Below are 15383 nucleotides of genomic sequence, written 5' to 3' on the forward strand. Positions count from 1 at the left end.
TGTTTGCTTTGACACTATAATATTTACATTCATTTATAGTGTACGTATTTTTCGGAAGTTTAGATTTAAATATAAATAAAAAAAGATGTTATTTGATATAAAACCAAATAACATCTCATTTACAATAAATTCTATTAGTTGACTTAATGTAGCACAACTACCTCTGAATGAATATTTTTAGATCCAGCATGAGCATTTAGCACATAAATGCCATCTTTTAAATTGGAAGTATCAATATCTACTTCATGTACTTCTCTATACTGTTTATCAAATACTATTTTTCCAGTAGATGCCTCTACAAGATCAAATTTTACTCCACTCATCTCTGAATTATTAAGCGATACATGCAAGATATTATTCGCGGGAACAGGGTAGATCTGCTGATAACTAAACTCATTTTCAATAGCATGAATTTCACGAATCCATGACTGACTCACTCCATCAAAATCAACTTCTGTCAAACGTACATAGGCATGATTAGAAGAAAACGGAACGTCATTTATTGTATATTCTTGATGTGTATTACTATTACCAAATGCCGGAATATTCTCTTCTAATAACTTATAATGAATATTATCTGATGATACTTCTAAAGTGAAATGATCTGCATTGATTTCTGTTTCTGTAGACCAAGTTGCATCAAAAGTATGCTCACTATTTCGTTCAACCTTAAAATTTGATAACTCTACAGGTAAATCGGTATAAGCATGTTCAAGCTCAAAATAAAAATGTGAAAAATTTGTCCATGGCCCCATATGAAGGAACCTTACCTGATTATCAAAAGTGTGGAATAGTTTTCTAAACAATTCTCTGATCTCAGTTAAAGACATATTATAACCGCTTGTTTCCGAAGGTAAAACTGATAATGTATTGTTGGCTAACCTTGGGTTTGGTCTTGCCTGCATAAACTGTAGAACACCTCTATCTATATCATCGTCATTGGTAATATCAACCATTGGATTTGCAATAAGAAATCGACCAATATCAGTCAACAATGCTAACTGATATTTATTGAGTTGGTTGACATGGTTCGTCAACTCAATTGGTTTAAGATTAATATCGGTCTTTCCCATTGCGATAATCTGAGAACCACTTCCAAAAGATATTACGTGATCAGGATTGGCACTCTCCAAGTTAAAAGTGAAAATATTGTTCACTATGATTTGTGAATGTTCCTTTAATATAATACTCAATTGTGTAGCTAAATCATGAAATCGACCATGAATTTCTAAATGTGCATTAGGTTCTAAAATTACAGTACAACCATTTCCTATATGATGGTATCCAGATAAAGTTGTTGTATCAGAGATAATCTGATCTCCATATTCAAACATCTCTTTTGACCCTATGATGAGATCACTTAATACTAAATCTCCATCAATAATTACTCTTGTATTCGATTTTACTCGAATAAACTTATAAAATCCTTCAGGTAGGTGAATATGCTGTTCTCCATTATAATTGATTATAGAATCTGGCTGAACAATCTTAATACTAGGTGATGATTGACCGTAAGCTTGAATCGTTAATAGAGTTAATAATAAACTCCAAAATAAAATTTTCGTTTTCATAGTGTTAAAACATCCTATAACATTTTTACTATAGAATGTTGTTTAGTTTAAACATTTCTACAAATATATTAAATCTTAAATTATCTTAAATATTTTATTAACACTCTTTAAATCAATCATTTACAACACATAAATATTAAGAAAAATCTACTACTTCAATTAATAGGTACTTTTATTATGTTTATTGATCTTTTTATAAGACTTAAATTCAGCTCATTATTCTCAATTTTTAAAGACTGTTTGTTAGAACATAAATAGTGATTATTTTTGCTATCACATGGAATTGAATTACTGTAATTACCCGTTAAACTAAACAAATCAGCAGTAGATTTTTTTAAATTCCAATTAGACAGGTCCACTGTAATCTCCACATTATCATCAAATGCTCTATTAATGATATGTACATAAACATACTTTTCATCAGCAGACGATACGATATCCAACACAGCTACACTATCTGCGGGAGCAATAGCATTTACTTTATATGGCTGTTGATATTTGGGGATATTTTCTGTGATCACCTCTATCATTCTATCTCCATGATGTTGAGCATATAGACCTGTCACCTGTCCTGTAGGTAAAGGATATGGGGCAAATTCCTCATTTTCTGAGACTCGAATTCCTGTAATTCCCCATGAGTTACCCACTAATAATGATTGGATACCTAATTTAATTTTATGGGTATCTCTCATAATGGCGTGAAGAAACCCTGCTGCTCCAAAACCTTTGGCTACTACAGAACCTGTATTGTCTTTTTCATATTTTGATTTTATGTTCCACCAACCATTCCAATTCCACTCCGTCATAGCCACAGGGTAACCTGCTCCATAAGCATTTTTTACCTGAAGATTATCTTTAAAGACTGAATTCCCTTGTTCATCAATTTCGGGTACGGCTATCCAAGCGTTCCACACTTCTTTTTCTGTTAAGCTATCTCTAGTGATAAATTGATCGCCTTTTTGAAAGGGGTTTACACCCCATGGCAAGTATTGATGTAGGGCCACATAATCCACCCTATTTCCATAGCGTTCTTTTAATAAAGGACTAATGGATAAACAATTGGCATCTATTATAATTTCTAATTCAGGAAAATAAGTATTGATCGCCTCTACATATGCATCTAAACAGGTAAAATAATGATCTAATGTTTCTTGAGTAAGAGTATCACTTAATGAAATATTCTTTTTATCCATCACCCAAGGTTCGTTAGCGACTTGGACATATTTGATTTTGTAAGGTAATTCATGACCATTTTTCTTTCTTAATTCCGGCCATTTTTTTAAGGATTTTGGTAAATCATTCTCTATGTTAGAAGACATGTAAGCGATTAACCCCATTTCGTGCATCACCGCTTCTTTAAGAGGTTTCTTTTTAAAGTAACCATCACCAAAATTAATGACTAACATAAATTCAGAATTTAGCTTTTCGCTTAATTTACCAGCTTCATCATAACCGAAATACGTCGACACAGTGTCCCCTTGATTACCAATTACTAAAGGTCTTTCTTTTCGATTGGGCAAATCTATCATGCTCGTCCATTCTGAAAAATCTACATCAGTCCCTCCTGGAAATCGTAATAGTGGAATATGCATATCCTCCATCAACTCAAATACTCCATCTTGAAGTTGATGTGTCCCCTGTTTTAATGCTGCCTCAGGTCCTTTCTCTCCTCCCCAACTGGGTTTTTCTAAGAATTGGCCAAAGATTTCATCGTTTAAGTTTGCTCTAACCTCTTGAGTAATTCTCACTCTTGGTTTTATTTTTTTATTTGAAGTACACGAAGTGACAAATAAAATTAGGGAAATATAAAAAAATAGTAGTCTCATTACTTTTTAGAAAATTGATGAACTTCCCAAAAGTATTCCTTTAAAAATGAATAGAGGTTTATTATTTAGTAAAGTAGTCTTGATTTAAAAATCAGAATAAAATCTCAGCATCCAAAGCCGACAACATTCCTTTAGCTTTCAACAAACACTCATCGTATTCATCTTCAGCCTTAGAATCAATAGTAATTGCAGATCCGATCTGGAAAGAAATATACTTTGATGCTGCATTATAAAAAGCGGAACGGATTACCACGTTAAAATCAAAATCTCCATCTGGAGTGATATAACCTATTGAGCCAGAATAAACACCTCTTTTGGTACGTTCGTAGGTTTCGATTAAAGCCATTGCCATCACTTTAGGTGCACCTGTCATACTTCCCATAGGGAATGCCTTTTTGATGACTTCCGAGAAAGGTTGAAAATCTTTCATTTCTCCTTCAATAGTAGAAATCATCTGATGCACCGTTTTGAAGCTGTAGATACCAAAAATCTCAGGTACTTTAATCGTCCCTGCCTTACAAGTTCTTGCTAAATCGTTACGTACAAGGTCAACGATCATCATGTTTTCTGCTACCTCTTTTTCGGAATTACGAAGTTGTTCTTTTAATAAGACATCTTCTTCCTCTGTAGCTCCCCTTTTTATCGTTCCTTTGATAGGTTGAGAAACAATTCTTCTTCCCTCTTTTTTCATGAATCGCTCAGGTGAAGAACTAATCACAAATTTATCTTCTACCCTATGAAATGCAGAAAAAGGAGCTGGTGATAATGATGAAAGTCTTAAATATAAATCAAATGGATCGAGGTCTGCTTCTTTTGAAAGAAACTCCATACAAATGTTCACTTCATACACATCCCCTTCAACAATATGATTTTGGATTTTCTTGACGGTATCCAAATACACTTCTTTAGAAATCTTTGGAGAGACTTTTCCGCCCCATCCATCTGTCATTTCAGGAACTTCTGTAGACATAATTTCATCATAAATCTTATTTTGATCTTCGTCTGAAATAATTTCTACTCCGTTTTCATCAAATACAAAAACCGTTTTGGGAACGTAAAAGAAAGCGTTAGGCAGTTCGATTCCGTCCGGGTGATCAGAACAAAGAAGTTCCACTTCATTCTTTAAATCATATCCCCAATGACCAAATAACCACGATTTATGTTCTCTATGAAACATCTCAACACTATCAAAACTGTGTCTTTCTTTCATAGGACAAATATGTTTTGCTCCTACAGCCAAAAGGTGCTTAAATCCCGATTCCGGGTAAGCAATTTGGTGGTCATACAGGTAAGTACAGTGAGATTCTGATTTACCCCAATACCATGCCTTTAAGCGAAAAGACTCTAAATTTTTAAGTTGAAAATGCATCGTTGTGTTTGATGTTTCTAAAAGCTCTATCATTATAATTGCAAAACTACACAATAGTTTAGTTAACGACACTTTTGTTTCAATTATTTTGATAATAATACTGATGATCAACTCATCAAATACTATTTGATTCTAATTCAAAAAGGTAATTCAGTACATAAATTGGTCAATTTTGAGGTAATTTTCCTTTCCTATTTTTTTGATATTGATAGCATCATTAACCAATTTTTTGAACATGACAACAATTGCCGTAAATCAAGAGAAAACATCTTCATTAAGAGCCTATTTAGCCGTTTTCTCAGCTGGTGCATTTTTCTTTTATAGTTTCATTCAGATGACATTATTCAGCACTGAAGCTATGAAAGAATATTTCATCGATCGTCTAGCCTTAACGAGTGCTTCTGAATTTGGTAGCTTTGCCGGAACATTTTTATATGGAACTGTACTTTTATTAATTCCAATTGGTGTTTTATTAGATAAATTCTCAGTAAAAAAAGTGGTACTTGCTATGGCTACCATAGCCGTTTTATGTGTATTTGGAACTACATTTTCGAGTAATGTTACTGTATCTAGTGGATTTAGATTTGTGCTTGGAATTACACACTGTGCCGCATTTATGGCTCCTTTCCGTTTAGCTCCAAGATGGTTCCCATCGTCTAAATTAGCTTTAATATCGGGGCTGTTAGTCACTTTTGCTGTATTCGGCGGATGGGTGTCTGGTACTCCATTATTACTATTATTAGAACATTTTGGTGGACAAACTACTATGTTAATCAATGCCTTTTTAGGTTTAGCCATATTGATTTGTATTGGTGTATTTGTAAAAGATAGCCCTAAAAAAGAGGAAGAAACATCTACATCTTCAGAGGGATTATCTTTAGTGGAAGGATTGAAAAAAGCAGGATCAAACCCTCAGAACTGGTTGGCAGGATTATTTATTGGTTTACTAAACCTTGCTGTACTTTTACTTGGAGCCATCTGGGGAACCACCTATTTGAAATTTGTCAACCCCGATTTTTCTGAAGCAACATACACTGGTATTATCGGTATGATCTTCATTGGTACAATGGTCGGTTCACCTATCTGTGGATGGGTTTCAGATAAGATTCAATCTAGAAAGAAAGCAATGTTAGGAGGAGCAATTCTATCATTAATCGTGATGTTATTAATCATGTATCCACTATCTACAGAATCTACCTATTTCTTTATCGTTTTCTTAGCTTTAGGCTTTATCACTTCTGCTCAAACAGTGGGTTATCCTGTCATCGGAGAATCAAACGATGATGACGTTTTAGGAACAGCCAATGGACTTTCTGCTGTGGTACTTATGGGAATGGGTGCAGTCGGTCAACCACTTTTCGGATGGTTAGTGACTTATTTTGGAGGTGGAGAAAACGCTACCCCAGAATTATTACAGTCAGCTTTTCAAGCCGCTATTTGGATTATGCCAATTGCATTTATAATGGCTGGAATCTGTGGGTTATTTATCAAAGAGACTTTTAAAAAGTAAAGTGTATATAGATTAAAAGGTTAAGGCTGATTTTGGTTGTTCAAAATCAGCCTTTTTATATTCATCTTAATATAGTTTACCCTGCAGGCTCAAACACCTTCTTACGCTCATACTGATTATTCAACTGAGGATAGATATCATCTGACTTAAAATAAATGATTTTCCCATCTCGTAATTCAAAATAGAAACGTTCGCGTGATGATAGATTAAAAAATCCTCCAGGGCAAAATAATCGAAATGTACCCAACTCATTTTTCAAATTTCTGGCAAATAAATCTTGGTCTATACAATTTGAACTAGGTGATTTTGTATAATACAGCAAAATTATATCTCCATAAAACTTAAATGGTGAAATTTGATATCCATCAAAAGTAAAAAAAGCATAACTATTGTAGTCCTTACTTCTAAAATACCCAAATAGATACTCTTCCTTTTGTAACCATAATCGCCCAAACTCTTCGTTATAATTAACTATTGTCTGACCTAAGGTATCATAAAGATATTCGTGCCTAGGGTTATCATACCCCTTTTGATATCCTTCAATGAAACGACCTTGAACACTTGTATAATCAATATCATTTCGAAATTTATTTCCACTAGGTGCTAGATCTTCAAGGTTTAAAACTTCATAATCATTAAACTCACTCCCATACTTTTTATTGTACAAAATTTGATTGCAACCAAAAGATTTGCCGTTGAAAAATCTTTTGTCTTCTATTTTATCTCCTTTAGAGTTCACATCATAAATTGGATTATGATATAATTGATTACTTGTACTACTCCAGTTAGCTTCATAGATAGAATATCTGTTTTTCATGGCACTTCCAATACTTATACTAAGACCTCCTTCATTACTTTTAATTAGATATTCTTGTAATAACTCTCCTTTTATATTATATAATGCTGATTTTGTCTCTGCTACATCAAAACTTTTCCCAAACCCTTTTTTATTAATCGCATTTTTATATTTAACAACTATTTTATCACTTTCAAAAGGATTTCCTTTAATCTCACTTTGAGCTGGTATTTTATGTTTCTCACCTAAAATTATATCTCCTTTGTAATCTACTAAATACATACGTTCTGCTTCATAAACCTTTTGTACCTCTTCCAAAGGTTTATCTTCAATACCCATGAATACAGCATTTCTTGTAAATCCTTTCTTAAAAAAGCGTAATTGAATCGTTTGTAAACCATTCTTAAGAATAAATTCTTGATTCCTAGTAAAAGTTATCTGAAAGTCTTTTTTATGATATTCATTCACTTTTTTACCCTTTGGATTAAAAAATAAATAACTATCTTTTTTTACATCTAATATCATATAATGACCATTAGCTGTATATATTAAAGTTTCATATACACGACGAATATCATCATCCGATTGTGGATACCATTTAGAGATTTTTTCTCCACTATTGGCACTAAATAATGCTACTTCTAATTCTCCTTCTTTATTTTTTCTTATGCCCTTAAAAAAATTGATTGTCCCATTTGGTTCTATACACTGCTCTAACTCAATAAATGGCAAATTATTACCCTCTTTATCAAATACGGCCTGATATAATGTATCTGGAAAATCTTTACCATAAGTTCGTTCTCTTACACTTACATATCCTAATTTAGGAACAATACCTAATATTTCTACTTGATGAGGAAGTTTTACTTTCTTCTCAAGCGTATATCTATCCACTAACCAATTAGAGGTATCTGCATCTAAATAGGGTACCAAAAAGTTGTGCTTTTCTTGAGTTTCTGTAAAATATTCTGATGGTTTTAAACCTCTTTGGACAGGTTGTTGAGAACATGAAACATGGCTCAGGATTAGGAAAAACACTATTGAGAGTAACGTGTTTGCTTGTATTTTATTAGTTTTTAGGTTCATTTTGTGATGAAAAAAATATTTTATTCAATAGGAATGAAAATTATTAAAAACTGTGTACATATTTTTAATATTTAAGGCTGATTCTGTTCGTTAAAATCAGCCTTTTTATATTCATCTTAATATAGTTTACCCTGCAGGCTCAAACACCTTCTTACGCTCATACTGATTATTCAACTGAGGATAGATATCATCTGACTTAAAATAAATGATTTTCCCATCTCGTAATTCAAAATAGAAACGTTCGCGTGATGATAGATTAAAAAATCCTCCAGGGCAAAATAATCGAAATGTACCCAACTCATTTTTCAAATTTCTGGCAAATAAATCTTGGTCTATACAATTTGAACTAGGTGATTTTGTATAATACAGCAAAATTATATCTCCATAAAACTCAAATGGTGAAATTTGATATCCATCAAAAGTAAAAAAAGCATAACTATCGTAGCGCTTACCATTAAAATACCCAAATAAATATTCTTCCTTTTGTAACGATAATCGTCCAAATTTTTCATTATAATTAACTATTGTCTGACCTAAGGTATCATAAAGGTATTCGTGCCTAGGGTTATCATACCCCTTTTGATAACCTTCAATAAAACGGCCTTGAACTCTTATATAATCAATATCATTTCGAAATTTATTTCCACTCGGTTCTAAATCTTCAAGATTTAAAACTTCATAATCATTAAACTTACTCCCATACTTTTTATTGTACAAAATTTGATTGCAACCAAAGGATTTGGCTTTGAAAAATCTTTTGTCTTCTATTTTATCTCCTTTAGAGTTCACATCATAAATTGGATTATGATATAATTGATTACTTGAACTACTCCAGTTAGCTTCATAGATAGAATATCTGTTTTTCATGGCACTTCCAATACTTATACTAAGACCTCCTTCATTACTTTTAATTAGATATTCTTGTAATAAATCCCCTTTGATATTATATAATACTGATTTCGTCTCTGCTACATCAAAACTTTTTCCTAACCCTTTATTATTAACAGCATTTTTATAAATAACAATTATTTTATCACTTTCAAAAGGATTTCCTTTAATCTCACTTTGAGCAGGTATTTTATGTTTCTCACCTAAAATTATATCTCCTTTGTAATCTACTAAATACATTCGTTCTTCTTCATAAACTTTTTGTACCTCCTCCAATGGTTTGTCTTCAATGCCAAAGTCAATTGCTTTTCTTGTATATCCTTTTTTTATAAATCGTAATTGAATTGTTTGTATACTGTCTTTTAAAATAAATTCTTGGTTATATGCGTATGATATTTGGAATCCTTTTTTACGATATTTATTGACTTGCTTACCTTTTGAATTAAAGAATAAATAGCTATCATTTTTTACATCAAATACCATATAATAACCCTTTCCTGTATATATTAACCCTTTAAACACACGACGAATATCATCATTATGCTTTAGATACCATTTAGAAATTTTCTCTCCATTATTGGCATTAAATAATGCTACTTCTAATTCTCCTTCTTTATTTTTTCTTAAGCCCTTAAAAAAATTAATTGTCCCATTTGATTCTATACACTGCTCTAACTCTATAAATGGCAAATTATTACCATCTTTATCAAATGTAGCCTGATATAATGTATCTGGAAAATCTTTACCATAAGTTCGTTCTCTTACACTTACATATCCTAATTTAGGAACGACACCTAGTATTTCTACTTGATGGGGAAGTTTTACTTTCTTCTCAAGCGTATATCTATCCACTAACCAATTAGAGGTATCTGCATCTAAATAGGGTACTAAAAAGTCGTACTTTTCTTGAGTTACTGTAAAATATTCTGTAGGTTTTAAACCTCTTTGGGGAGGTTGTTGAGAACATGAGGTATGGTTCAGGAAAAGTAGTAATGCTAAAAATTGAAGTATGTTTGTTTTTTTATTCATAGGATTATAATTCTAATGTCATATTTTCTAATATGTGATTATATAATTTATTATCATCATTATCAGCATTAATCTGTAAGAAGTTCAACAAGTTCGATCTATTAAAATATTTAGATAAAACTTCTGCTAAATCAGCTTTATTATTATCAGTAGTTTGCCAAAATACTTTTAGTGTTGCACTTCCATCAGCCTGCCCTTTTAAGCCTGCCCCCACCTTTGCTCCTGCTGCCATAGAAAGACTACCCTCAATTCTAAAATTCCAACCTTTACCTTCTATTAATCCTTGAATTACTGCATTAATAAAAGAGAAGATTTTTTCTTTATTAACACCATTAATTAATACTACTAGTTCATCATATAAAGGTTGGAAATTACAATTTTGGAAACCATCTAATATTAATTGACATAAATTATCAGTTATTTCAGCAAAAGGGCTTCCAAGTACATGTATAGAAAATAGCTTACCTACCTGTACATTCGCCTTATCAAAATCAAGATCAAAATAGGCATTAATATTAGCCCCCCAATCGTTATAATCGCTAGGTAGAGAGTGTTTTAATGTAAGTTGTTTTTGTATTTTCTTTTGTATCGCTTCTGATTTCAATGTTCTAGTTAAAATAGAAATCGGAACCTGATATCTTAAGAAACTAGGGTTTATCATAGAGTTTATTAACTTATCTCTTGTTCCTTTACTAAAAACTACATTAGCAAAATCTGCAACTGACTGTACATTTTTTAATACTTGTGATAGTATATATAAACTTTTTAAATCAAATTTTAATTTATGAATAGAACTCTGACCATTATACCATTCGGTTTCTCCTTTTTGAATAAAAACATTTAATGAATTAAAATTAATTTCATCATTTTTCTTCTTAAAGATAAACTCAATACCTACCGTTACATCTTGATCAATACCTGGTAACATAGGTAAAGATAATCCTCCTTTAATATAACCTTGTAAATATGCTTTTACTTCTGTTACATTATCTCCTTTCTGATCAAAAGCAAGATCCCCTCCTACTTCAAAACCAAGTCCAAGAAATGCATTAGCACTTAAACCTAACTGTGAAGGAAGCATATTTGTAAGGATCAATTCGCCTGCTTTATTATCTGTTAGATTTTTAGCTAATTCATGACCTTTCGCAATAGTTGCAACATCTGTTTTTCTTTCTGTACCCGAATAAGTAGTAGTAGTATATGAATGGTCTTTAGCCTCAAAATCTTTTCCTTTTGTACTTTTTGTTGTTGCTCCAACTTGAGCTCCTACGGTTCCTAATGCATCCACTTTATAAGCTAGAACTGCCCTTTGTAATACTTTACTAGGTTCTGCAGTATAATTATCTAGAAATAGGGCAATCAATTTTTCTATTCCATAACTTATTAAATAGCTAACAATAGAGCCTCCAGATAAAATTTTAGAAGATATTAAATAAGCAATAAGATTCTCTATTGTTAACGGAATTTTATATTCCAAGATCCCATATAAACTTCCTTTTAAGGATGCATCTGCTGATGCACCTCCACCAAACCCTAAATTTTTAGCAGGTGCATCACACTTAAAACCAGCTCCAGCACCTACTTCGACACCAGCTCCAACAAGAAGCATCTTTTTTAAATAAATATGTTCCCCATCTCTATGCACAAATGTCTTTCCTTCAATATGTCCTTCTATAAAACCAAAAACTGCTCCTATATTCGCTCCCAAACCATAACCTAAACCTTCAATCCAATAGTCTTTAATCAAGGTCTCAATAACGTAAAGTCTATCTCCCCAATCTTTTGTAAAATCTCCTTTTTTAGGTAATTTATCATATAAGCCATCAGCAAATTCTTGGCTAGGAATCCATAATGGAACATTAGGATTAACGATAATATTAGAATGCGAAAAATTCATCCAGTTCATTAACCTTTTTAGTGGTGTACTTTCACTAGTATATATACCAATAGCTGATCCTTTTTGTATATTGTCTGGATTATTTACAAATAATAAAACTTGAGCATAGTACCTTATATCTTTTTCGTCTTTTTTATTACTCCATTTATAGTTATCAGCAACAATTTTACCTATAGTATCACCTTCTTTAACTTTATAACTTCTACAATTGGCATCGTTTGGTCTTGGAACTAACGTTTTTAATAAATGCTTTACTTCAACCACACCCTGATATACTTTTCCATCAACATTTCCTACCACCTCTACTTCAACACATTGGTTTTCGGGGGTTATATCTGCCAATTCTCCGACTTTAACAACAGTATCTTTTTTAAGGTTAACTAGTGATTTCCCTCTGACAGGATGAGTAATGTTTCCTGTATTTTGATATAATGTACAATCTTCATTTAATACTGTATTATCACCATTATGAAAAGGTAAAATAATTGACACCTCTGGCAACATTATGCTATAGTCAATAATCCCATTGTCATAGTAGTTTTTTGTATCTTCTACTTTTACATAACATATTTCTTTGTCACCGGCAGAATCAATTAATTTACATTGGTAAAAAGAGCCAAACTGTTGAAACCGGTTTACCATTAATAAATCTTCACGGTAATTATATGATCGACTAACTAAAACTTCTCCTTTTTTATTTTTCTTATAAATCAATAATTTTTTTACGGGAACCTTCATTTGTATGTATTCCCATTTGGGGTCTAATGCAACTTTCTTATTTGCTTTATAATCATAATTATGATCGTAAGAAGCTTGATAAAATGCCTCATCATTAGTAGTCTTATTGTATGAAGATGTATTTTTCTTTCTAGTTTGTTTTTGTGTGTATTCCATTGATTTTTGTTAATAGCTGCTCATTTTTTTACATTCTTCTACCTGTATGAACAGAAGATCTTCCTAAACGTTGTTCCATAAGTATGGCACCTGGAGACTGATCAATACATTTACTATATGTAGAATCTCTTTTAAAGAATTCACGTTTTAATGCAGGTTCTATTTTTTCAAATGAAATATCAGTAACATTATCTGCAAGTAACTCGATCAATACTTGGGTAGACACACTTTTTATATTTGCTCCGCTCAACTGGTAATTTCTTGCCAAATCTGATATTAATTCAGATGAAATTGTGTATTGACTTGGAAAAGCATTCTCCCATAATACTTTGCGTTCTTCTTCCAATGGGAAAGGAAATTCAATTATATAAGATATTCTTCTTAACATCGCTTTATCAACATGACTTCGAATATCTTGAACATTACTGGCTAATACGACAACACCATTAAATGTTTCTATTCTCTGAAGTAGATAAGACATTTCCTGATTGGCATACTTTTCTTTTACATCACTAACATTCTCTGTTCTTTTAGAAAAGATAGCGTCTGCTTCATCAATAAATAAAATACAATTGTGATCGTCCAATCGATTAAAAACCTTTTCCATAGCTTTTTCGAATTCACCAATATATTTAGAGACTACTTTTGAAATATCCAATCTGTAAGTTGGCATACCGTATTTTTTTCCTATTGTAGTCGCTGTAAAAGATTTACCTGTACCTGGGGAACCTGTAAAAACAACTATTTGATTAGTATTGATTTTAGAGGATAGATCAGGGTATTCTGTTAATTTAGGTCTTATTGAAAGTAGCTTTTCGAAAGGTTCAATGTCTTCTTTTGTTTTTTTATTTAAGACAACATCCTCAAAACTTGCTTTGGTATCTATTAAACGAGCAGGGAAATCTGTTTCATGATCTAACCTAGGTTCTCCACCACCTAAAATATACTCTTGGAAAGACAGTGATAAACGGATACCTTTATTAAATATTGATTTTGTGGTATCAATATAATCCACCCATTCAATTACCCCATTTTTTACAAGATGATATGTAGGATCTATTACCTTTAAATAAAAGTCATTTCTCTCCACCTCATCATGAAATAATAGCTTAATTACCGTTTGCACAGAAGGAATAAAAAATTGTCTTTCTTTTTCAAGATATCCTCCAAATATCGATTTAAATTTTAAATCTTTAAATGCTTTGATAAATGGTTCAAAAATTAGCGGCTTATACTCCCAAGCATATGCAATTATGATTAAAAGTTCTTCTTCGTAAGATAAATTATATCTTAGTGAAAGTTTTCCAAAATTACTTTCTGGGTCTAAAGGTGTTATTCTTAACTCTTCCCTTTGTTCCACATTAAATAGATTATTGACGATTATTTCTAGTTCGCTTAATCTGTCGTTTAATGTTTTAGTTAAATAGTCTGTTTTTGTTTCAGCAATCATTGTTATTATTATTTACCAGCTAAAAAATTCATTATTATCCAGCCCAATTTTTTTGTCGTATTTTATTTGGGGAAATAAAAAAATAAACGGTATTTAGTTCATCATTGGATTCAGAATAATAATAGATGTCAAATATATAAATGTAATTTTAATCAACAAAGAATTAAGTTACTAGAAGTTATAGTCTTAAAAAGTAACATGCTAATGCATCCTATCCGCTCTCACTCCCAAAGATTTCATCAACTCTGCTTCCATCTTTAGTATCTCTTGCCAACGTGCATCTACTTTATCTCTATCTTGATATTTTCTGGCTAAATCGATAAAAGTCACATAATGCCCTGCCTCAGAAACCATCAGTTCGTAGTAAAAAGCTTTAAGATCTTCATCGTCTAACCCTTTCCATAATAGTTTGAAACGTTCACAAGATCTTGCTTCAATTAAAGCACTTACCAATAGTTTATCTACCAATTGATCTGTTCTTGATCCACCTTTCTTTACAAACTTGATGATACCGTTTACGTAATCGTCTTTTCTCATTCGACCAAGTGACATTCCTCGTTTACGAAGTTGTTGTAACACTCTTTCAAAATGTTCCCATTCTTCGGCTACAATTGGAGTTAAGGTATCTACTAACTCGTCTAACTCTGGGTAATTCACAATTAACGACATACTAGCTGATGCGGCCTTTTGCTCACAATAAGCATGATCGACTAAGATATCTTCTATATTATTATTGGCAACCATATCTACCCACCTTGGATCGGTTGGCAGTTTTAGGTGTAACATATGACCTTGCCCTTTGAACTCTTCTTGCATGAGGTTAAAAAATTAGATGTTTAAAGTTGTGGCAAATGTAAAACATTACAATAAAAGTGTTCTATTTTTAAAAAGATTGATAAGTGATTTAATGAAAATTGTACTATTAATTTGAGATCCCCTTGTAAAGACCAGTTTTTGTACAATCTCATCTTGTTTTCATCTAATTCGTCTCGGTTTTTACGCTATTTGAGTCAGTTTTCGTCCAATTCGTCCTCAATTTCATCCAATTCGGGTCGGTTTTCATTGTA

Annotated in this window: 9 protein-coding genes; 1 reads left to right on the forward strand and 8 read right to left on the reverse strand. The window is 31.9% G+C overall.

The features are described from left to right. Nucleotides 1–143: 143 nt before the first annotated feature. The 3 genes from MY04_RS13940 to MY04_RS13950 form a co-directional block, all read right to left on the reverse strand. Nucleotides 144–1571: a T9SS type A sorting domain-containing protein gene (locus MY04_RS13940; protein ID WP_066210479.1), complete on the reverse strand. Its 1428-nt coding sequence runs from the start codon at nucleotides 1569–1571 to the stop codon at nucleotides 144–146. 155 nt (nucleotides 1572–1726) lie between these two features. Then, complete coding sequence (locus MY04_RS13945; RefSeq protein WP_158297706.1) at nucleotides 1727–3397, reverse strand: hypothetical protein; 1671 nt, start codon at nucleotides 3395–3397, stop codon at nucleotides 1727–1729. 91 nt (nucleotides 3398–3488) lie between these two features. Beyond that, on the reverse strand, nucleotides 3489–4766 hold the full coding sequence (locus tag MY04_RS13950; protein ID WP_066210482.1) for an anthranilate synthase component I family protein: 1278 nt from the start codon (nucleotides 4764–4766) through the stop codon (nucleotides 3489–3491). A 235-nt stretch (nucleotides 4767–5001) separates the two neighbouring features. On the opposite strand from MY04_RS13950, the gene MY04_RS13955 reads away from it, so the two are divergent. Continuing rightward, nucleotides 5002–6276 carry an MFS transporter gene (locus MY04_RS13955; RefSeq protein ID WP_066210484.1) on the forward strand — a complete coding sequence of 425 codons (1275 nt, stop codon included), beginning with the start codon at nucleotides 5002–5004 and terminating at the stop codon, nucleotides 6274–6276. 76 nt (nucleotides 6277–6352) lie between these two features. On the opposite strand, the gene MY04_RS13960 is transcribed toward MY04_RS13955, so the two are convergent. From MY04_RS13960 to MY04_RS13980, 5 genes are all read right to left on the reverse strand, one after another. Beyond that, a complete protein-coding gene (locus MY04_RS13960) occupies nucleotides 6353–8158 on the reverse strand; it encodes a hypothetical protein (protein WP_066210486.1) in 1806 nt (601 codons plus the stop codon). A 126-nt stretch (nucleotides 8159–8284) separates the two neighbouring features. Continuing rightward, nucleotides 8285–10075, reverse strand: a complete 1791-nt coding sequence (locus MY04_RS13965; protein WP_066210487.1) for a hypothetical protein — start codon at nucleotides 10073–10075, stop codon at nucleotides 8285–8287. Between the two features lie 4 nt (nucleotides 10076–10079). After that, nucleotides 10080–12866, reverse strand: a complete 2787-nt coding sequence (locus MY04_RS13970) for a hypothetical protein (protein WP_066210489.1) — start codon at nucleotides 12864–12866, stop codon at nucleotides 10080–10082. 28 nt (nucleotides 12867–12894) lie between these two features. Next, nucleotides 12895–14316, reverse strand: a complete 1422-nt coding sequence (locus MY04_RS13975; RefSeq protein WP_066210491.1) for an ATP-binding protein — start codon at nucleotides 14314–14316, stop codon at nucleotides 12895–12897. Nucleotides 14317–14517: 201 nt separating this feature from the next. Then, entirely contained in the window at nucleotides 14518–15132 is a 615-nt protein-coding gene (locus MY04_RS13980; protein WP_236941074.1) for a tRNA-(ms[2]io[6]A)-hydroxylase, read from the reverse strand. Nucleotides 15133–15383: the final 251 nt, after the last annotated feature.

The sequence above is a fragment of the Flammeovirga sp. MY04 genome (assembly GCF_001682195.2).
GTDB classification, from domain to species: Bacteria; Bacteroidota; Bacteroidia; order Cytophagales; family Flammeovirgaceae; genus Flammeovirga; species Flammeovirga yaeyamensis.